The 19,912-nt window shown below is 71.9% G+C and carries 20 protein-coding genes; 16 read left to right on the top strand and 4 right to left on the bottom strand.

The window, feature by feature from the left end:
* Positions 1-17 precede the first annotated feature (17 nt).
* Positions 18-1,514 carry an amidase gene (locus ABEA34_RS01270; protein ID WP_345518434.1) on the bottom strand — a complete coding sequence of 499 codons (1,497 nt, stop codon included), beginning with the start codon at positions 1,512-1,514 and terminating at the stop codon, positions 18-20.
* Positions 1,515-1,606: 92 nt separating this feature from the next.
* Here ABEA34_RS01270 and ABEA34_RS01265 point away from each other — a divergent pair, with 92 nt between their 5' ends.
* The 3 genes from ABEA34_RS01265 to ABEA34_RS01260 all read left to right on the top strand — a co-directional run bounded on the left by ABEA34_RS01265 (position 1,607) and on the right by ABEA34_RS01260 (position 2,777).
* On the top strand, positions 1,607-2,188 hold the full coding sequence (locus tag ABEA34_RS01265) for a hypothetical protein (RefSeq protein ID WP_345518432.1): 582 nt from the start codon (positions 1,607-1,609) through the stop codon (positions 2,186-2,188).
* Between the two features lie 95 nt (positions 2,189-2,283).
* On the top strand, positions 2,284-2,475 hold the full coding sequence (locus tag ABEA34_RS24110) for a DUF4304 domain-containing protein (protein ID WP_425576850.1): 192 nt from the start codon (positions 2,284-2,286) through the stop codon (positions 2,473-2,475).
* Positions 2,433-2,777 carry a hypothetical protein gene (locus tag ABEA34_RS01260; protein WP_345518430.1) on the top strand — a complete coding sequence of 115 codons (345 nt, stop codon included), beginning with the start codon at positions 2,433-2,435 and terminating at the stop codon, positions 2,775-2,777. Before ABEA34_RS24110 ends, ABEA34_RS01260 begins: the two co-directional genes overlap by 43 nt.
* Before the next feature lie 44 nt (positions 2,778-2,821).
* Here the strand turns inward: ABEA34_RS01260 and ABEA34_RS01255 are convergent, their stop codons facing one another.
* Both ABEA34_RS01255 and yczR read right to left on the bottom strand, forming a co-directional pair.
* Positions 2,822-3,214: a DUF2510 domain-containing protein gene (locus ABEA34_RS01255; protein WP_345518426.1), complete on the bottom strand. Its 393-nt coding sequence runs from the start codon at positions 3,212-3,214 to the stop codon at positions 2,822-2,824.
* Positions 3,215-3,417: 203 nt separating this feature from the next.
* On the bottom strand, positions 3,418-4,851 hold the full coding sequence (gene yczR / locus ABEA34_RS01250; RefSeq protein ID WP_345518424.1) for a MocR-like transcription factor YczR: 1,434 nt from the start codon (positions 4,849-4,851) through the stop codon (positions 3,418-3,420).
* A 61-nt stretch (positions 4,852-4,912) separates the two neighbouring features.
* Between yczR and yczE the strand changes: the two genes are divergently transcribed.
* The 11 genes from yczE to ABEA34_RS01195 are packed head-to-tail and all read left to right on the top strand — an operon-like array spanning position 4,913 to position 17,522.
* Entirely contained in the window at positions 4,913-5,593 is a 681-nt protein-coding gene (gene yczE, locus ABEA34_RS01245; protein ID WP_345518422.1) for a membrane protein YczE, read from the top strand.
* 40 nt (positions 5,594-5,633) lie between these two features.
* A complete protein-coding gene (locus tag ABEA34_RS01240; protein WP_345518420.1) occupies positions 5,634-6,869 on the top strand; it encodes a toxic anion resistance protein in 1,236 nt (411 codons plus the stop codon).
* Between the two features lie 5 nt (positions 6,870-6,874).
* Positions 6,875-7,387 carry a hypothetical protein gene (locus tag ABEA34_RS01235; protein ID WP_345518418.1) on the top strand — a complete coding sequence of 171 codons (513 nt, stop codon included), beginning with the start codon at positions 6,875-6,877 and terminating at the stop codon, positions 7,385-7,387.
* A complete protein-coding gene (locus ABEA34_RS01230; RefSeq protein ID WP_345518416.1) occupies positions 7,384-8,733 on the top strand; it encodes an AAA family ATPase in 1,350 nt (449 codons plus the stop codon). The genes ABEA34_RS01235 and ABEA34_RS01230 overlap by 4 nt, the downstream gene beginning before the upstream one ends.
* Positions 8,730-9,977 (top strand): hypothetical protein, encoded by a 1,248-nt coding sequence (locus tag ABEA34_RS01225; RefSeq protein ID WP_345518414.1) that lies wholly within the window; start codon positions 8,730-8,732, stop codon positions 9,975-9,977. Before ABEA34_RS01230 ends, ABEA34_RS01225 begins: the two co-directional genes overlap by 4 nt.
* Complete coding sequence (locus ABEA34_RS01220; RefSeq protein WP_345518412.1) at positions 9,974-10,939, top strand: glutamate ABC transporter substrate-binding protein; 966 nt, start codon at positions 9,974-9,976, stop codon at positions 10,937-10,939. The genes ABEA34_RS01225 and ABEA34_RS01220 overlap by 4 nt, the downstream gene beginning before the upstream one ends.
* Positions 10,940-10,957: 18 nt before the next feature.
* Positions 10,958-12,067, top strand: a complete 1,110-nt coding sequence (locus ABEA34_RS01215) for a hypothetical protein (RefSeq protein ID WP_345518411.1) — start codon at positions 10,958-10,960, stop codon at positions 12,065-12,067.
* Positions 12,064-14,409, top strand: coding sequence for a serine/threonine-protein kinase (locus tag ABEA34_RS01210; protein ID WP_345518409.1), 2,346 nt, complete (start codon positions 12,064-12,066; stop codon positions 14,407-14,409). The genes ABEA34_RS01215 and ABEA34_RS01210 overlap by 4 nt, the downstream gene beginning before the upstream one ends.
* Positions 14,406-15,557 carry a PP2C family protein-serine/threonine phosphatase gene (locus ABEA34_RS01205; protein ID WP_345518407.1) on the top strand — a complete coding sequence of 384 codons (1,152 nt, stop codon included), beginning with the start codon at positions 14,406-14,408 and terminating at the stop codon, positions 15,555-15,557. Before ABEA34_RS01210 ends, ABEA34_RS01205 begins: the two co-directional genes overlap by 4 nt.
* Positions 15,550-16,827 (top strand): vWA domain-containing protein, encoded by a 1,278-nt coding sequence (locus ABEA34_RS01200; protein ID WP_345518405.1) that lies wholly within the window; start codon positions 15,550-15,552, stop codon positions 16,825-16,827. Before ABEA34_RS01205 ends, ABEA34_RS01200 begins: the two co-directional genes overlap by 8 nt.
* Positions 16,824-17,522 (top strand): double zinc ribbon and FHA domain-containing protein, encoded by a 699-nt coding sequence (locus tag ABEA34_RS01195; RefSeq protein ID WP_345518404.1) that lies wholly within the window; start codon positions 16,824-16,826, stop codon positions 17,520-17,522. Before ABEA34_RS01200 ends, ABEA34_RS01195 begins: the two co-directional genes overlap by 4 nt.
* A 113-nt stretch (positions 17,523-17,635) precedes the next feature.
* Here the strand turns inward: ABEA34_RS01195 and ABEA34_RS01190 are convergent, their stop codons facing one another.
* The gene (locus ABEA34_RS01190) at positions 17,636-18,202 is read right to left on the bottom strand and encodes an O-methyltransferase (protein ID WP_345518402.1); all 567 of its coding nucleotides are present in this window, start codon (positions 18,200-18,202) and stop codon (positions 17,636-17,638) included.
* Between the two features lie 391 nt (positions 18,203-18,593).
* On the opposite strand from ABEA34_RS01190, the gene ABEA34_RS01185 reads away from it, so the two are divergent.
* Together ABEA34_RS01185 and ABEA34_RS01180 are read left to right on the top strand one after the other, a co-directional pair.
* The gene (locus tag ABEA34_RS01185) at positions 18,594-18,731 is read left to right on the top strand and encodes a hypothetical protein (protein ID WP_345518399.1); all 138 of its coding nucleotides are present in this window, start codon (positions 18,594-18,596) and stop codon (positions 18,729-18,731) included.
* 11 nt (positions 18,732-18,742) lie between these two features.
* Entirely contained in the window at positions 18,743-19,822 is a 1,080-nt protein-coding gene (locus tag ABEA34_RS01180) for a 3-isopropylmalate dehydrogenase (RefSeq protein ID WP_345518397.1), read from the top strand.
* Positions 19,823-19,912: the final 90 nt, after the last annotated feature.

The following is a 19,912-nucleotide window of genomic DNA, read 5'->3' as shown; positions in this document are numbered from 1 at the left end:
GCCGGGCTGTACCCCGCTCAGGGCGTGAGCGCGGGGTCCAGGGCGGCGTACCGGTGGAACCACGGCTGTGCCTCCTCCAGCTGCGCCGCGAGCCGGACCAGCAGGCGGTCGGAGCCGAGCGGGCCGACGAACTGCACCCCGAGCGGCAGCCCGGACGTCGTCCAGTGCAGGGGCACCGAGATCGCCGGCCGGCCAGTGAGGTTGGCGAGCTGTGTGTAGGGGACCCAGCCGAGGTTGTCGGTGATGAGCTGGTCCAGGACGCCGGTCGCGTTGAGGAGCTTGCCGGCGTGCACCTTGGCGATCACCCGCGATGCCTTCTGCAGCAGGGGTGGTGTGTCGACGGAGCCGACCTTCAGCGGCGGCTTGGCCAGCGTCGGCGTGAGCAGGAGGTCGTAGCGGTCGTGGAAGTCGGCGAGCGCGCGGATGTAGAGGTTGACGTTGTCCAGCGCCTGGAAGAGCGCCCCGACACCGGCGGACCGGCCGATCTCGGCGACGGCGAGCGAGTCGGCCGCGAAGGCGCTGTCGGGAGAGCCGAGCCTGCGCTTGATCGCAGTGATCTGCCCGTGGAGCTGGGCGAACCAGATCGTCAGGAAGTCGCGCGCCAGGGCCTCGTCGTCGTGGGGCGGTGCAACCGGCTCCACCTCGTGACCGAGCTGGGTGAGGAGAGCGGCTGCCTTCTCGACGGCCGCGATCGCCTCCGGGTCCGGATCGGGGTTGATGGCCGAGGCGGTGGTGAACCCGATGCGCAGGCGCGCCGGCGCCTGGTCGAGTCCCTCGAGGAACGGCTCGGGCCTGGCAGCGACGTACGCCGCGTAGCGCGTCGGCGCACCCGCGACGGCGTCGAGCAGGCCGGCGGTGTCGCGGACCGTGCGCGAGACCACGCCCTGGGTGACCATGCCGAACATCGACTCGCTGGTCTGAGGACCGTACGGCGTGAGCCCGCGACTGAGCTTCAGCCCGACGAGGCCGTTGCAGGCCGCCGGGATCCGGATCGACCCGCCGCCGTCGTTCGCGCCTGCGGCCGGGACGATGCCGGCGGCCACCGCGGCCCCGGATCCGCCGGAGGAGCCGCCGGGGGTGTGGTCGAGGTTCCACGGGTTGCGCGCCCGCCCCAGCAGCTCGTCCTCGGTGATGCCCTTCGCGCCGAACTCCGGGGTGTTGGTCTTGCCGAAGATGACCGTCCCGGCGTCGAGCAGGCGCTGCGTGAGCAGGGCGTGCTCGTCGGCCACGTCGTGCTCCAGGGAGCGCGAGCCGCTGGTGGTCGGGAAGCCGGCGTACTCCTGGGCCAGGTCCTTGACCAGGAACGGCACGCCGGCGTACGGACCCTCCAGGGACTCCACTGCGCGCGCGTCCGCCACCTCGTCCAGCGTCCGGACGATCGCGTTGATCTTCGGGTTGACCTGGTCGGCGCGCTCGCGGGCGAGGGCCAGCAGCTCGGCGGCGGTCACCTCCTTGCCGGCCACCAGGCCGGCCAGCGTGGTGGCGTCCGCACTGAGGTACTCATCGAGTCGCATGGGCAGAGTGTAGGAACGTCTGTGCTCCCGTGTGACCGGTCTAGTCCCTCGCCCTCCTGGACCGCTCGCGCCGGCGGTGGCACCGTAGGTCCATGGACGCCCTCGTGGCAGCGGCCATCGGATTCGTCACTGCGGCTGTGCTGGCCATGGTCAACAGTTGGCTGTCCGGCCGTGAGCACGTCGCCGAGGGTGTACGCACCCAGCGCATGGCGACGTACCCCGCCGTCTGGAAGCGCACCGGCGTCGTCTCCCGCTGGCCGCGCACCGACGCCGGCCGCGAGGAGTTCCTCCGCCTCCACGAGGACCTGCGCACCTGGTACTACGGCGCCGGCGGCCTCTACCTGTCGAGTCGTGCCCGGGCCAGGTACGAGCACCTCCAGGTCGTCCTCGATGCCGTGCTGTCGATGGACGAGGAGAAGGCCGCGCAGCACTACCAGGCGGTCAGGGAGGCCGCCTCGTACTTCCGCACCGGCCTCACCGACGACCTCGAGACCCGCCAGCGCAGCGGCATCGTCGTCGCCGTCTCACGACGGCGTGCTGACGGGCGGGCCGACCGCAAGGCGGATGAACGCCTCCGTCGCGTGAAGTCCGCCGGGTCGGCTGGGACACCGCCGATCCGTGCGGTTGAGGCGAGCGACGAGGACTTGGCGGTCGGCCCGACGCCGACCGAATAGGTAGGTCGTGACGGAGCCGGTCCGCTTAGCGAGCTCAGAGCTCGCGGCTGTGCAAGGCTGGCGAAGTGGGTGGAGCTGAGCTCATCGAGTCGACGATGGCGACGGTCTTCAAGTCGCGCGGCTTCCGCAAGCGCGGACGCAACTGGTTCCGCACCACGTCTGCGAATCAGTACCAAGTGGTCAACCTGCAGAAGTCGTCCTGGGGAGGCGGCAGCCGCTACCTCAACCTGGGCTGGGACCCGCCGTGCCCGACAAAGGATTTCGTCCCGAGCACGAGTGCTGCCTGACGATGCGTGCGGAACAGGCCGACGTGATCCCGTCGATCCAGAGGATCCGCCCGGACGGGATCACGACAACCGAGATCCCGGGAATCAGCCTGCTCGACGCAGACATGTACGAGGCGATGTCGCCTGACGAGCTGATCGAGGAGGTGGCGGCAGTCATCGCGACTCCGGTCGCGGATCTCCTGGACAGCACCGTGTCGATGCTCGACCTGGTCCCGATGCTGACGGCCAAGCCGTGGCTCGCGACCCGCGCTCTTCGTGACTATCTGACGCCGCAGGGATACCACCTGCCGACCTCGTGGTGAGCCGCTCGTCGGCGGGTCGCACGTCCTAGAAGCGGCGGAAAGATTTATACGACCTTCTCAAACACCATGGTCGCCTGAATACGGTCCCCACCGCCGAGTCCCTTGCTGCCGGACGCGGCGGTGGTAATCGTGTGCAGCCGATACCCGAGAGCGGCTTGACGGTTCAGTACGCCTTCCAGTTCGGTGAGGTTGCCCGAGCCTGTGCCCCAGAGCTTCTCCTTGAGGATGACCTGGAGCACCACGTAGCTCGCGCCTTGCGCAGCGGGCCGGGGTTGGGCGCCAGCAACCGCGCTCTCTTGGATCCGGGTGACGACTCCAGTGATGCCACCGCCCTCGGCTGGCGCTTGGAGCTCGTCGCTCCAAGTCTGGCCGTCCCACCAGCGCTTTGCGCCCGTTCCCGAACCGTCGTCGTACCAGCCGGCTGGAGTGTTCGACATGTGCAACCCCTCTGTGTGCGCCTCTTGCGCTTGGTCAGGCTAAGACTGTTTGAGCCCGGTCGGACGCAAGGTGGACGTGTCGTGCGACGGGCGAGGCCGCGCGGGCCCGATTGTCAGGCGTACCTGGTGGTGTCACCGGGCACGGGTCGACCCTCCGCGCCTGAGGCTCGATCGCGACGATTTGACGTGCACTCATCCGGAACTCAGGCCACCATGACGCGGGTGGAGCGGCTCGACGAGGTGGGTCGCTCCCGGACGACGGACCACGCTGCCGCGAGCCGGCGTACGGCCTCGGTCATCTCGTCGACGGGGCGGGTCCAGGGGATGCGGACGAAGCGGTCGAGGCCGCCTTCGGCGGCGAAGACGGGGCCGGGGGCGATGATGACGCCGCGGCGTTCGGCCTCGGTGACGAGGGCGGTGCCGAAGGCGCCGGGGAGCTCGCACCAGAGGGCGAGGCCGCCGGTGGGGAGGCGGAAGGTCCAGTCGGGAAGCTGGTCGCGGACGGCGGTGACGAGGGCGTCGCGCTGGGCGCGCAGGCGGAGGCGGTTGGCGGCGAGGATCTCGTCGGCGTCGGCGAGGAGGCGGACCAGGACGAGCTGCTCGAGGACCGGGGCGCCGAGGTCCATGCTGACCCGGGCCTGGGTGAGGCGCTCCATCTGACCGCGGGGCGCGCGGATCCAGCCGAGGCGCAGGCCGCCCCAGAAGGACTTGCTGGCGCTGCCGATCGTGATCGCGTCGGGGGCGTACGACGCGAACGGGCGCGGCATCGGCTGCCCCTCGAGAGGGAGCGCCTGGTGGGCCTCGTCGACCACGGCGACGGTGTGCGCGCGGCGCAGGTGCGCGGCGTAGACCTCCCGCTGCTCGTCGGTCATCAGGTGCCCGGTCGGGTTCTGGAAGTCGGGGATCAGGTAGGCCAGCCGCGGCGAGGTCTGGCGCAGGGTGGCCGCGACGGCGTCGAGGTCCCAGCCGTCGGGGTCGACCGGGCTCGGCGTCAGCCGCGCGCCGGCGTGCCGCAGCGCGTCGGTCGCGTTGGGGTAGGTCGGCGTCTCGACCAGCACCCGGTCGCCCAGCCCGCTGAACGCCTGCGCGACGACCGACGCCGCGGTCAGCGCACCCGGCGTCACCATGATCTGGTCGGGCGAGGTGGGCAGGCCGCGGTCGTCGTACGACGCGGCGATGGCCGCCTGGAGGCTGGGTAGCCCGGCGGGGAAGTAGCCGTGCCCGCCGAGGTACGCCGGGAGGTCGGCCGCGGCGTCGGCGTACGCGTGGGCGATGCCGGGCGGGGCGGACGGGGCCGCGCAGTTGAGGTCGATCGCGTCGCCGTCGCCGGGCCGGGGGAGCAGCGCCCGGTCGTGGGCGCGGCTGCGGCCGCCGGGCACCCGGGTGAACGTCCCGGCACCGCGCCGCGCCTCGGCGTACCCGGCGTCGCGCAGCGCGGCGTACGCCCGGGTGACCGTGGTCCGCGAGACCGAGAGCGCCTCGGTCAGCTCGCGCTCGCTCGGCAGTCGGGTGTCCACCGAGATCCGGCCGTCGCCGATCAGCAGGATCAGGGCGTCGGCCAGGCCGGCGTACGCGGGGGAGCGGTCGAACTCGCCGACCAGGGTGGCTACCCGGCCGGCGCCGATGAGGCGGGTCATGCAGGCCACTCTTCCACGATTGGCTATTTCAGAGAAGGCCAATCGTGGTCACCATGGATGCGTGACCACGATCGCCACCGCGCCCCCGCAGCTCGCCGACCTCGGCCCGATCGCCCAGCTGCGCACCGGCCGCCTCGGCCGCCGGCTGCCGCAGCTGTACGTCGGCCTGGTGGCCTACGGCGTCTCGCTGGCCTTCATGGTGCGTGGCGACGTCGGGCTGGCGCCGTGGGACGTGCTGCACTCCGGGCTCACGCGCTACCTGCCGATCACCTTCGGCGAGGCGGTCGTCGGGATGAGCTTCGTGGTGCTGCTCCTGTGGATCCCGCTGCGCGAGAAGCCGGGCCTGGGCACGATCTCCAACGCGCTGGTCGTCGGGTTCGCCGCGGACGGCACCCTCGCGCTCCTCGACACGCCCGACTCGATGGTGCTGCGGGTCGCGCTGATGCTCGGGGGGATCGTGCTCTGCGGGCTGGCCACCGCGATGTACATCGGCGCCCAGCTCGGCCGCGGCCCGCGCGACGGGCTGATGACCGGGCTCGCGCGGCGTACCGGGCTCTCGCTGCGGCTGGTGCGGACCGGGCTCGAGGTCACGGTGGTCGTGCTCGGGCTGCTCCTGGGTGGGGGGATCGGCGTCGGCACCGTGCTCTACGCGCTGGCGATCGGTCCGCTGACCCAGCTGTGGCTGCCGGCGTGGACGATCGAGCCTCGTTCGACCAGCGTTGGGTCCCGCCGCCTCGGTTGATCTGACAGACTTCCGGTCACCACGATCGGGAGGGGACGGCATGACCGAGAACCAGGGCGAGGCCGCGGTCGCACCGCTGGCTCCGCCGGACGCGTCGTTGACACTGGTGGCCCCCGAGGCGCCGGCCGCGGTGACCACCACGCAGGCGCCCCGGATGGCCCCGCAGGTCTCGGCGGAGGCGCTGCCCGAGCTGGACGCGAAGGTCGAGGGCTTCATGACCGCGCTGAGCGCGACGGCCGTCAACAGCCCGGAGTTCGCGAAGCAGGCCGAGAGCGTGCGCACCATGGGTGATGCCGACATCCGCAAGGCCGCCGAGACCTCCAACCGGATGCTGCAGCAGCCCGTGCGAGCGCTCCAGGAGGGCGGGATCGCCGAGGGCTCGGCCGTCGGCAAGACGCTGCTCGAGCTGCGGCGCACGGTCGAGGACCTCGACCCGAGCCAGGCCACGGGCGCGCGCAAGTGGCTCGACCTGCTGCCCTTCGGCGACAAGGTCACCGACTACTTCCGCAAGTACCAGTCCGCGCAGAGCCAGCTCAACGGCATCCTGCACAGCCTGCGCAACGGCCAGGACGAGCTGACCAAGGACAACGTCGCCCTCAACCTGGAGAAGACCAACCTCTGGGCGTCGATGGGTCGGCTCAACCAGTATGTGTACGTCGCCGAGCGGCTCGACACCAAGCTGTCGGCGCGGATCGCCGAGCTCGAGCTCTCGGACCCCGAGGCCGCCAAGGCGTTGTCGCAGGACGTGCTCTTCTACGTCCGCCAGAAGCACCAGGACCTGCTGACGCAGCTGGCCGTCTCGATCCAGTCCTACCTGGCGATCGACATCATCATCAAGAACAACATCGAGCTCATCAAGGGCGTCGACCGCGCGTCGACGACGACGATCTCCGCACTGCGTACGGCGGTCATCGTGGCCCAGGCGCTGGGCAACCAGAAGCTCGTGCTCGACCAGATCACGGCGCTCAACACCACCACGTCCGGGATGATCCAGAGGACCTCCGAGATGCTCCGCGACAACTCCGCGGCCATCCAGGAGCAGGCGGCGTCGTCCAGCATCGGGATCGAGCAGCTGCAGGCGGCGTTCAGCAACATCTACGCGACCATGGACTCCATCGACGAGTTCAAGCTCAAGGCGCTCGACTCCATGTCCCAGACCATCGGCGTGCTCGAGACCGAGGTGGACAAGTCGAAGGCCTACCTCGACCGGGTCCAGGCGCACGACGCGCGCAACGCCGCGGGCACGCTGGACCTGTCTACCTTGCCGACCAGCTGAGAGCCGTGAGCCTGAAGTCGTGGTGGGGGCGCCTGCGTGGTGAGGGGGAGGCGGCCGGGACCGCCATCCCGTCCCCACCGACGGAGCAGGACATCCTGGCTGCGCTCAACCGGGTCAACGCGATGCTCGTCGAGGGCAATGCTCCGCCGGTCATCACCTCGCGGGTGCAGCGGATCGCCCGCACCGTCCGCGACACCCTGCCCCAGCTGCGCCACCTCGGCGTCGGCACCATCGAGAGCTACTCGGTGATGGCGACCGCGACCGACTACCTGCCCGAGGCCGTCGGCGGCTACCTGCGGCTGCCACGCGAGTGGGCGGACACGCGTCCGATCGACGGCTACAAGACCTCGCTGATGGTGCTGGTCGACCAGCTCGAGCTGCTCGCCTCGACGATGGACAAGATCCTCGACGCCGCCAACCGCGCCGACGCGCAGGCGCTGATCGCGCACGGGATGTTCCTCCAGGCCAAGTTCGGTACGCCGTCGGGGCCGAACCTCACGCTGGGACCCCCGGCATGAACCTCACCGAGGCGCTGGCCGCGCTCGAGTCCGCAGCAGCAGAGGCGGGAGTGGATCCCGCGGAGGCGCGCGCCGAGGGGGAGCGGCTCGCCGCGACCGTGGCCGAGCCGTCGCGAGGGGCGTACGTCGACTGGGTCGAGCAGACCGGCGGTGGCCGCGGTGACGGACGAGGCGCCGAGGACTTCATGGAGGCGGCGTCCAAGGGACGCCGCTACCGGTCCGCGCCGACGCCGGTGATGAGCGCACTCGCGCTGGCCGGCTCGCCGCACGCCGCGGCGTACGCCCGGGCGCTCGCGGACGTCGCCGTCGCGGGCAGCGGCCTGGGCGAGATGAACCCGCGCTCGGTCGGCAACGCCGCGACGGCGGCGTCGGCCCAGCTGGTCGAGGCGCCGACCGCCCCGACCCTGCCCACCGCGCCGACCTCCCCGACCGCCGCCCAGCCGCCGCCCGCGGGGACGCCGGAGCCGGAGAAGGCCCCCGAACCGGAGCCCAAGTCGGTCGAGGAGCTGCTCGCCGAGCTCGACGGTCTGGTCGGGCTCACCGAGGTCAAGGCCGAGATCCACCGCCAGGCGGCGGTGCTCCGGGTCGAGGGGCTGCGCGCCGAGGCGGGCCTGAAGGCGCCCACGATCACCCGCCACATGATCTTCAACGGCAACCCGGGCACCGGCAAGACGACCGTCGCCCGGCTCGTCGCCGGCATCTACCGCGCGCTCGGCCTGCTGTCGAAGGGCCAGCTCGTCGAGGTCGACCGGTCCGAGCTGGTCGCCGGCTTCCTCGGCCAGACCGCGATGAAGACGGCCGACGTCGTGAAGTCCGCCGAGGGAGGCGTGCTCTTCATCGACGAGGCCTACTCGCTCTCCGGCGACCAGTACGGCACCGAGGCGATCGACACCCTCGTGAAGGAGATGGAGGACAAGCGCGACGACCTGGTGGTCATCGTCGCCGGCTACCCGCTCCCGATGGCGGTCTTCATCGCGCAGAACCCCGGTCTCGAGAGCCGCTTCCGCACGACCATCGACTTCACCGACTACACCGACGACGAGCTGGCCTCGATCTTCGAGGTGATGGCGAAGGCCGCGGAGTACGACGTCGACGAGTCCGTCGTCGCCCGCCTGCGCGAGATCCTCGGGACCGTGACGCGAGGGCCGACCTTCGGCAATGCTCGCTACGTGCGCAACCTGCTCGAGGCAGCGATCGGCCGCCACGCCTGGCGGCTGCGCGACGTGGAGGTCCCGACACTGGAGCAGCTGCGCACGATCCTGGTCGACGACCTCGAGCCACCCGAGCCGGAGCCCGTCGAACCCGAGCCCGCCGAACCCGAGCCCGCCGAAGAGGAGACGCCATGATGCAGACCCAGGCGGCACCACCGGCGGTGGCCGCCCCACCGCCCGCGACCGTGGACGTGCCGCGGCTGCTCAGCCGCTGGCAGGCGATCGCCGTCCTGGCCTGCGTCCTCTTCGCGGCCCTGACCGCGGGGCTGCAGGCGCTGTCCTGGCACGCCAACCGGGCAGCCGCCGACAACACCGAGCAGCTGGTCCGGGTGCAGAACATCCAGTCCACGCTCTTTCGTGCCGACGCCCTCGCCACCACGTCGTTCCTCACGGGCGGGCTCGAGCCGCCGGAGCAGCGGGCGGCGTACGACGACGCGATCGAGACCGTCACCCGGCAGATCACCGACGCGGCCGAGGCCCAGCCCGCCGACCGCGCGGCGCTCTCCGACCTGAGCGCGGCGATCACCGACTACAACGCCGCCATCGCCCAGGCGCGGGCCAACAACCGCCAGGGCTTCCCGGTGGGGGCGGAGTACCTGCGGACCGCCTCGACCGGTCTCCGCGACACCAGCGTCAAGGGCTCCGCCATCCCGATCGCGCAGGCCCTGGTCGCCGCCAACAAGGAGCGCGCCGAGGACGAGCTCGGCTCCCAGCACCCCTTCCTGATCCTGCTGCCCGGGCTGGTCACGCTCGCGCTGCTCTGGTGGGTCAACCGCCAGCTGGCGCGCCGCTTCCGCCGGCGGATCAACCTCGGCGTCGCGGCCGCGTTCGTGACCGTGGCCGCGCTGACCCTGGTCGCCTGCGTGGTCGCCACCGTCCAGGCCACCAACAACGGCGACCTGCGCGACGGCAGCTACGCCACGTCCTACCGCGAGTCCACCGCCCGCACCGCCGGCAACGACGCCAAGGCCAACGAGAGCCTGCGGCTCATCTCCCGCGGCTCCGGGCAGGTCTACGAGGACCGCTGGGCCGTCGCCTCCCAGGTGGTGCAGGACAACGCGTCGCGCGAGACGTCCGGCCTCTGGGACCAGTACGCCGAGGTCCACCAGCAGGTCGTCAAGCTCGACGAGGGCGGCAAGTACGAGCAGGCGGTCGAGCTCTCGACGACGACCGACGCCGAGGGGTCGACCGCCAAGCTGGACGCGTTCGACACCCGGTCGCAGGAGATCATCAGCGACTCGGGCGCCCAGACGACCGACGCGCTGCGCAGCGGCAACACCGGCATCCTCGTCCTCGGGATCGTGACCCTGCTCCTCGGCCTGGCCGCCGCGGGCATGGCGGTCTGGGGCATCGGCCAACGACGCAGGGAGTACTCATGAAGACCCCTCGTACGCTCCGGCTGCTCATCTCCGCGACCAGCCTGCTCGTGCTGGCCGGGTGCGGCTACTCGGCGACGCCGGTCCCCGAGGCCGTCGTGCCCGAGCCGGCGACCCCGGCCTCGTCTGCGCCCTGCACCGACACCGGCAACCCGACGCGCTCCTACAAGCCTGTTGACGGCGGGCTGCCCGCACCCGGCGACCTCCCGGCCGGCTCCACGATGGCGAAGATCAAGGCCCGCGGTCACCTGGTCGCCGGGGTCTCCGGCGACAGCTACCTGTTGGCGTCGCGCAACCCGTTCACCGGGGTCGTCGAGGGCTTCGACATCGACATGGTCAACCAGGTCGCCGCCGCCATCTTCGGCACCGCGGAGGGTCACGTGCAGCTGCGGGTCATCTCCGCCGCCGACCGGATCCCGCTGCTGCAGTCCGGTGAGGTCGACATCGTCGCGCGCAACATGACCATCAACTGCGCGCGCTGGGACCAGATCGCCTTCTCGGCGGAGTACTTCCACTCCGGCCAGAAGGTCCTGGTGGCGAAGGGCTCCGGCATCGACAAGGTCTCGGACCTGGCCGGCAAGCGCGCCTGCGCACCGGCCGGCACCACGAGCCTCGACAACATCCAGGAGCTCGCGCCCGATGCCATCCCGGTCACCGCGGGCAACCACACCGGCTGCCTGCTGAAGTTCCAGAACGGCGAGACCGACGCCATCACCGGCGACGACACCGTGCTCGCCGGCCTGGCCGCGCAGGACCCGTACGCCGAGGTCCTCACCGGGGAGGCGCTGACCGACGAGCCCTACGGGATCGGCGTGAACTCCGACCACGTCGACCTGGTGCGCTTCATCAACGCGGTCCTCGAGCGGATGCGCGCCGACGGGTCGTGGCAGGCGTCGTACACGAAGTGGTTCAAGCCGTCGCTCAAGGTCGACGCGACCCAGCCGACCCCGGTCTACGGCCGATGAGACCTCGATGAGCACCGCATGAGCACCGCCCCCGCGCCACCGGGCGCGATGGGGGGCGCGCCCGAGCCGGCCGTGCTCCAGGTCTACCTGGACGCGCTGGACGAGTGGGTGCGCGGGCGCCGCGCCGAGCTCGACGAGCTCGACGCCGCCGCCCTCGCCGCGCAGCGCGGGGCCGACGTCGCCTCCGACATGGCGCTGTCCCTCGCGCTCTGGAAGGCGGTCGCCGACCGCTGGCAGCTGATGTGGGCGACCTGGGACGGCGGGCGCGTGGGCGTCACCGAGCGCACCAAGATCACCACCCTCATCTGGGGCCGCCTCGACAGCACCCTGCCCACCCAGGCGATGGCCGTGTCGCTGCCGGAGGCCTGCCGGCTCTCCGATGCGCTCGCCGGCCAGCTGCGGACGGCGCTCTCGCTGATGCCCGGCGCCGATGCGGCCGCCGCTCGGATCAAGGACCTGCGCGCCCAGCTCGAGCGGGTCCGCGACCAGGTGGGGCTCGAGCCCGCGGTCGCGCGCGACGCCGCCGTCGAGCGCCTCGCCGAGCTGCTCCAGCGGCTGGCCGACGTGACGGACCGGGCCCAGCGCGGCGCCGACGTCGGCGGGCTCCTCGCGCCGCTCGAGAGCGACGCCTCGACCTTCGAGCGCGACCTGATCGTCGGCAACGCCCGGCGCCGCGACGCCCGCGACCAGCTGGTCACCGCCCGGGAGCTGCGGTCCGACCTCGTGGCGCGGGCCGAGGCGCTGCGGGTGCTCGAGGCGACCTGCGTGCGCACGGTCGAGCCGTCGCCGCGCTACGCCGTACCCGACGTCGAGGCACTCGGCCCGATCCCCAACACACCCGAGCGCCTGGCGCCGTACCTCCAGCGCCTCGAGCGGGTCTCCCAGGCGCTGACGCTCGCCCAGCAGAAGTACGCCGACGCGATCGCCGAGCGGACCCAGCTCGCCGACCTGCTCGACGCGTACGTCGCCAAGGCCCGCTCGATCGGCGTCGCCGACCGCCCCGACCTCGCCGACAGCGAGCGCCGGGCGCGCGAGGTGCTCGCCCGCGAACCCGCTCCGATGGCGGTCTGCCGCCAGCTCGTGAGCACCTACCAGACCTGGGTCGACCACTCGAAGGAGTCCGCATGAAGTGCACCCAGCCCGGCTGTGGCGGCACCATCACCGACGGCTACTGCGACGTGTGCGGCATGGCCGCCGCGCCGGCGGCCAGCGCGCCCGCACCCCCGACCGACGGCACGAAGTGCACGCAGCCCGGCTGCAGCGGGTCGATCCTCGACGGCTACTGCGACGTGTGCGGGTCGCCCGCGACCGCCGCGCCCTCGGTCGCCCACGAGGCGCAGCCGCTCTCGGGCGGCGACGGCTCCGTCGCCACGTCCGCCAGCCGGGTGCAGTCCGCCGCGATCGGCTCCCGGCTCGCCCAGTCGACCGGCTCGACCTCGACCCGGCGTACCCGGTCCGGCTCCGAGCGGGTCCGCTCCGCGCGGCTCGGCGCCGGGCTCACCGTCGTACCTCCCGCTCCCGCCGTGGACGCCAGCAAAGCGATCAACCCCCACCCGGAGGTCCCCGAGGACAAGCGGACCTGCTCCAAGTGCGGCCACGCGATCGGCCGCAGCATCGACGGCAAGCCGGGACGCACGGAGGGCTTCTGCCCCCAGTGCGGCCAGGAGTTCTCGTTCACGCCGAAGCTGCAGCCGGGCGACCTGGTCGGCGGCCAGTACGAGGTGGTCGGCGCGATCGCGCACGGTGGCCTCGGCTGGATCTACCTCGCCAAGGACCGCAACGTCTCCAACCGCTGGGTGGTCCTCAAGGGCTTGCTCAACTCCGGCGACCCCGACGCGCTCGCCGCGGCGATCGCGGAGCAGCAGTTCCTCGCCCAGGTCGAGCACCCGCTGATCGTCGAGATCTACAACTTCGTGACGCACGAGGGTGCCGGCTACATCGTCATGGAGTACGTCGGCGGCAAGTCGCTCAAGCAGATCCTCAAGCAGCGGATGAGCGCCAACAACGGTGCCTACGACGCGCTCCCGGTCGACCAGGCGCTGGCGTTCATCCTCGAGGTGCTGCCCGCCTTCCAGTACCTCCACGACCTCGGGCTGGTCTACTGCGACTTCAAGCCGGACAACCTGATCCAGGTCGGCGACGCGATCAAGCTGATCGACCTCGGCGGCGTACGCCGCATCGACGACCAGGACTCCGCGATCTACGGCACCGTGGGCTACCAGGCGCCCGAGGTCGCCGAGGTCGGCCCGAGCATCGCCAGCGACATCTACACGATCGGTCGCACCCTGGTCGTGCTCTGCATGGAGTTCCGCGGCTACCAGGGGACCTACCTGCACGCCCTGCCGCCGCCGGAGTCGACGCCGCTCTTCGCGCAGCACGACTCGCTCTACCACCTGATCGCCAAGTGCTGCGCCCCCGACCCGGCCGACCGGTTCGCGTCCGCCGACGAGCTGCGGGGCCAGCTGCTCGGCGTGCTCCGCGAGGTGGTCGCGGCCCGCACCTCCGGCACCGCGCTGACCTCGGCCGCCTCCGTGCTCTTCGAGGCGCCCGCCGCGTCGGTGTCGGTGCTGTCCTGGTCCGAGCTGCCGGCCCTGCGCGCCGACACCACCGACGCCCAGCACGCCTGGCTCTCGAGCGTCGGCAGCGACGACCCGGCGCAGCGGCTCAAGGACCTGGCGGCGGCGCCCGAGGCGTCGGCCGAGGTGCTGCTCGCCCGCTCCCACGCCGCGCTCGAGCTCAAGGACCCGGCGGCCGCCCACGCGTACGCCGACGAGCTGCTCGGCCAGGACCCCTGGGACTGGCGCGCCCTGTGGATCGACGGTCTCGCCGCGATGCAGGAGGAGGACTGGGCGGCCGCGCAGTCGGCGTTCAACGCCGTCTACCAGCAGGTGCCGGGCGAGCTGGCCCCCAAGCTCGCGCTGGCCATCGCCTGCGAGAAGGGCGGCCTGCCGGACGTCGCCGAGGGCCTCTACCTCACCTGCGCGGCGACGGACGCGACGTACGTCGCCCCGGCCGCCTTCGGGCTGTCCCGGGTCCGCGCGCGCCGCAAGGACACCGCGGGCGCGGTCGCCGCGCTCGACCAGGTGCCGTCGACGAGCCGCGGCTACCCGGAGAGCCGGCAGCTGCGCGCCGAGGCGCTGCTTGCCGGCGGCGGCAGCGACCTCGCCGTGCTCGACCAGGCGATGCGCAGCATCGAGTCGGTCCCCATGGACGCGACCACCCGCCAGCGCTACACGGTGCGGATCCTCACCCAGGCGCTCGAGGTCGTCACCTCCGGCAACGCGGCCGCGCTCGGCGCCGCCTCCAGCCGGCCGGCGGCGACCGTGGGCAGCCACACCGCCACCGAGGACGGGCTGCGGGACGGTCTCGAGAAGGCCTACCGCGCCCTCGCCCGCGACGCCCCGCTCCGCTCCGACCGGGTGGAGCTCGTCAACCAGGCCAACGCCGTACGGAGCTGGACGCTGACATGACCGAGACCATCACCCCCACGGCCACCTGCCCGTCCTGCGGCGCCCCGGCCACGCCGGGCGCGAAGTTCTGCGAGAGCTGCGGCAAGCCGCTGGGCGATGCCGCGCCGGCCGCGCCGGTCGCCGCCGCGGTGCTCGACGAGCTCAGCCCGATCAGCGCGCCGACCCATCGCAAGTCCACCGACGAGGTGGTCGACACCGGCCCCCGTCCGTGCCTGGTCTGCCAGGGCGTCGTCGGCCCCGACGGCTACTGCGAGACGTGTGGTGCCAAGGCGCCGACCGAGCGCGACCACTTCCGCGAGACGCCGGCCGCCTGGGTCGCCGGGGTCTGCGACCGCGGCCTCGTGCACCACCGCAACGAGGACGCCATGGCGCTGCTCGCCTCGGAGACCCCGGGGGAGCGGGCCGTGCTGGTCGTCCTCGACGGCGTGTCCAACTCGACGGACTCCGACGTGGCGTCGCTGGCCGGCGCCAAGGCGGCCCGCGAGACGCTGCGGACGCCGTTCCCGCAGGGGATGGGCACCGCCGCCAGCCGGACCGGGGCGATCACCAAGGTCTTCGCGGACGCGGCCGCGGCCGCCAACGAGGCGGTCGTGGCGGTCACCGACCCGGCCTCGACCAACCCCGCGTCGGCGACGTTCGCGGTCGCGGTCGTCGAGCGGGGGCTGCTGGCCTACGCCAACATCGGCGACTCGCGCGTCTACTGGCTGCCGGACGCCGGACCCGCCGTGCAGCTGACCGTCGACGACTCGGCGGCCCAGCAGCAGATGGAGGACGGCGTACCCCGTGCCATCGCGGAGACGTCCCCCCAGGCGCACGCGATCACGAAGTGGCTCGGCCGGGACGCGCCCGACGTACGACCCCGCACCGGTCAGGTCGAGATCACCGCCCCCGGGTGGGTGCTGGCGTGCTCGGACGGTCTGTGGAACTACGCGTCCGAGCCCGACGCCCTGGCCGCCCAGGTCGCCGCCGCCGGGACGACGGAGCCGCTCGCGCTCGCGCTCGCCCTGGTGGCGTTCGCCAACGCCCAGGGAGGCCGCGACAACATCACCGCGGCATTGGCACGTGTAGAGCCCGCCGCGACCGTGCAGGATTCGGGGCAGAATGCCAGCGCACCCGCGCTCGACCACCAGGAGGAGCCCGATGGCTGAGTTCACCGCCAGCGTCTACCAGAACGAGTTCCTCCCGGACGGAGGCACCGACGTCAACGCGATCGTCACCGTGACCTGCTCCGGGGCCGGCACCGCGGGCCAGACGGGCGGGGGCGCGGCCGGCGAGATCATCATCGTCGACACGTCCGGCTCGATGGGCCCGGAGACGATGCAGGCCGCGCGGTCCGCGGCGCAGGCCGCGCTGGCCGAGATCGTGGACGGCACCTGGTTCGCGGTCATCTCCGGCTCCGACCACGCCGAGCTGGCCTTCCCGCCGGTGGCGTCGGGGCCGGGCATGGTCCGGATGGACGCCAGTGCCCGCGAGGCCGCCAGCGAGGCGATCGGCCGCTTCAGCGGCGCCGGCGGTACGGCGATGAGCACCTGGCTCGACCTGGCCGGCACGATCTTCACCTCGGTGCCGGAGGTGACGCAGCGGCACGCCATCCTGCTCACCGACGGCGAGAACCGCGAGCGTCCGGGTGCCCTCGACACGGCGATCGCCCGGGCCACCGGCTTCTTCCAGTGCGACTGCCGGGGCGCCGGCACCGACTGGGTGGTGCCCGAGCTCCGCCGGATCTCGCAGGCCCTGCTCGGGACCGTCGACATCATCCCGAAGCCCTCCGAGATGCAGGCGCAGTTCCAGGAGATGATGCGCGCCTCGATGGCGCGCGGCGTCGCCGACGCGCAGCTGCGGGTGTGGACGCCCCAGGGCGCCCAGATCCTCTTCGTCCGACAGGTCTCGCCGTCGGTCGAGGACCTCACCGACCGCCGCGTCGAGGTCAACCCGCTCACCGGTGGCTATCCCACCGGCGCCTGGGCCGACGAGTCCCGCGACTACCACGTCGGCGTCCGCGTCGCCGCCAAGGCGATCGGGCAGGAGCAGCTCGCCGCCCGGGTCCAGCTCGCGATCGGCAACGACGTCGTCACCCAGGGCCTGGTGAAGGCGACCTGGTCCGGCAACTCCGAGCTGACGGCGCGCATCGACCAGCAGGTCGCGCACTACACCGGCCAGACCGAGCTCGCCGCCATGATCCAGGAGGGTCTGGCCGCCAAGGCCGCGGGTGACGAGGCCACCGCGACGACCAAGCTCGGCCGCGCCGTACAGCTCGCTGCCGAGACCGGCAACGACGAGGCGACGTCCAAGCTGCGCAAGGTGGTCGACATCGACGACGAGAAGGAAGGCACCGTCCGGCTCAAGGCGGCGGTGGCCAAGGCGGACGAGATGGCCCTCGACACCGCGTCGACCAAGACCACCCGGATCAAGAAGTGAGCACCTGTCCCGCCGGGCACGAGACGACGGCGACCGACTACTGCGACGTCTGCGGCATCGCGATGGGTGCGGCGCCCACACCCGCGCCGACCGAACCGTCGACGACGGTGGAGTCGGCGGTCAGCGGCACCTGCCCGAACTGCTCGGCGGTCAACCCGGCCAACGCGCTCTTCTGCGAGGCGTGCGGCTACGACTTCACCACGGGGTCGATGCCGCGCCCGGCGGCGCCGCCGGCGCCGGTGGCTCCGGCCGCGCCCGATGCCCCGTCCGCGAACCCGTCCCCGCCGCTCGCCGACAAGTGGGTGGCTGAGGTCTGGATCGACCCGGACTGGTACACCGACCAGAAGTCGACCGACCCGCTCCCGTCGCCCGGCCTGCCGCTGATCGTGCCGCTGCGCAACAGCTCGGTGCTGATCGGCCGCCTCTCGCGCAGCCGCAACATCACCCCCGACATCGACCTGTCCTCCGACAACGGCATCAGCCGGCGGCACGCGCAGCTCACGACCGACGGCACCCGCTGGTGGGTCGAGGACCTGGGCTCCTCCAACGGCACGTACGTCGGCGGCAACGTCGGGGCCCTGCCCACCACGCCCCTCACGCCGGGCCAGAAGCAGGAGGTCTCCGCCGACGACCGGATCTACGTGGGCGCCTGGACGCGGATCGTCGTACGCCGGGCCGCCGACGGCGAGGCCTGACCCCCACGGGTCGAGTCGTGAGTTGTGACGCTTGAGTCGGGACTTTCGACGTACGAACTCCGGACTCGACCGTCACAACTCCCGACTCGACCGTCAGAGGTCCCGACTCGACCTCAGTGCTTGGTGGCGATGACCACGGAGGCGTCGGGGGCCACCATCACCTCGACCGCCGTGAAGCGGTCGTCGGTGAGCCACTGCTCGCGCAGGGTGTCGACCCGGCCGTAGGTGACCGGCGGCCACAGCTCGCACGGGTTGAAGTCGTCGAGGACGACGATGCCGCCGGGCTCCATGAGGTCCGCGATCGAGTCGACGCTGACCTCCGTCGGCTCGCCCGAGTCGAGGAAGAGCAGCGAGAACGGCCCCTGGTCGAGCAGCGTCGACCAGTCCGCCGAGCGCACCTCGACCTGCGGGTCGTCGTCGAAGATGACCGCGGCGGCGTCGCCGAGCTTGGCGTCGAGCTCGGCGCTGAGGATCTTCGCGTCGCCGCGTACGCCGGAGCGCAGCCACGCCGTACCCACGCCGCAACCGGTGCCGAACTCGGCCATCGTGCCGGTGCGGGTCGCCGCCAGGGTGGCCAGCAGCCGGCCGGTCTCGTTGCGGCAGAACGAGGCGTAGCCCGCCTTGCGTGAGACGTCGAACGCACGCTGGACGATCTCGGGGAGGTCGGGGGGAGCGCTCATGCCGTCGAGTCTTTCATTGCGGGACGACTGTCTCGCATGGCGAACACTCTGTGAAATCCGCTGACCGATCGGGGGAGGGCGCCGTACGGTGGCTTCACCATGCGGAGCGTCTTCGTACTTATCGAATACCGCGGCGGGGCCTGAGAGAGGCCACCTCGCCGCGGTGATTCGGCGTTGACGGCCTCTCGATACATCTGAATCGAAGACGCCTCCGCCGCGTGACCGCCCTTCAGTACCGCGCGATCCGCAGCTCTGCTGGTTCTCCTCCTCCCCGTGCGATCCATGGGGTCCCGGACTGATCACTCGTCCGGAGAGTCTTCGTTTCAGGTGTGTCGAGCCGAATGGATCACCACGAAACATCCACTGGAACAGACACAGGAAGCGACCTCCGATGTACGACATGTACCCCGAGTGGGGACCGGCTCAGCACAACCCCGACAACCCGCGCAGCCACGAGAACATCAGCCAGGCCGTCCAGGCCTCGCTCGACCTGCGGGACAACGGCGGCGAACGCCCGGACGACAACTAACCTCTCGCCTCATGACCACTGACTCGAATCCCGCCGGCACCGGCACGATCAAGCTCGCCGTCATCCCCGGCGACGGCATCGGCCAGGAGGTGACCGGCGAGGCCCTCAAGGTGCTCGAGGTCGCGTCCCCGGCAGGCGTGAAGTTCGAGCAGACCCGCTACGACCTCGGCGCCGAGCGCTACCTCGCCACCGGCGAGGTGCTGCCCGACTCCGTGCTCAGCGAGATCCGCGAGCACGACGCCATCCTCCTCGGCGCGGTCGGCGGCAAGCCCAACGACCCGAACCTGCCCCCGGGCATGCTCGAGCGCGGGCTGCTGCTCAGGCTCCGCTTCGAGCTCGACCACTACGTCAACCTGCGGCCGTCCCGGATCTTCCCGGGTGCGACGTCGCCCCTGGCCGACCCCGGCGAGGTCGACTTCGTGGTGGTCCGCGAGGGCACCGAGGGTCCGTACACCGGCAACGGCGGCGCCCTGCGCGTCGGTACGCCGGCCGAGGTCGCCACCGAGGTCTCGGTCAACACCGCCTTCGGCGTCGAGCGCGTCATCCGCGACGCCTTCGCCCGGGCCGCGCGCCGTCCGCGCAAGAAGCTCACCCTGGTCCACAAGACCAACGTGCTCACGAACGCCGGATCCCTGTGGTGGCGGCTGTTCCAGGAGGTCGCGACGGAGCACCCCGACGTCACGACCGACTACATGCACATCGACGCCGCGATGATCTTCATGACCACGGACCCCGCACGCTTCGACGTGATCGTCACCGACAACCTCTTCGGCGACATCATCACCGACCTCGCCGCCGCGATCACCGGCGGCATCGGCCTGGCGGCCTCCGGCAACGTCAACCCCGACCGGACGGCCCCCTCCATGTTCGAGCCGGTCCACGGCTCCGCGCCCGACATCGCGGGCCAGCAGAAGGCCGACCCCACCGCTGCGATCCTCTCCGCGTCCCTGCTGCTCGACCACCTCGGGTACGCCGACGCCGCCGCGACCATCGAGACCGCGGTGATCGAGGACCTGGCCGCCCGCCAGCCGGGCGCGGCCCGCCGTACCTCCGAGGTCGGCGACGCCATCGCCGCCCGAGTAACCGGCTGACCGCCCTTCGTCGACTCGCACCGACGGCCGGGCTCACCTTAGTGGGCCCGGCCATCGGCATTTACCAGGAAGGCCTACTAAGTTGTCCCC

The sequence above is a fragment of the Nocardioides conyzicola genome (assembly GCF_039543825.1).
Classification (GTDB): Bacteria; Actinomycetota; Actinomycetes; order Propionibacteriales; family Nocardioidaceae; genus Nocardioides; species Nocardioides conyzicola.
The sequence above is the reverse complement of the archived record's forward strand: the minus strand, read 5'-3'. Positions and strand labels throughout refer to the sequence as shown.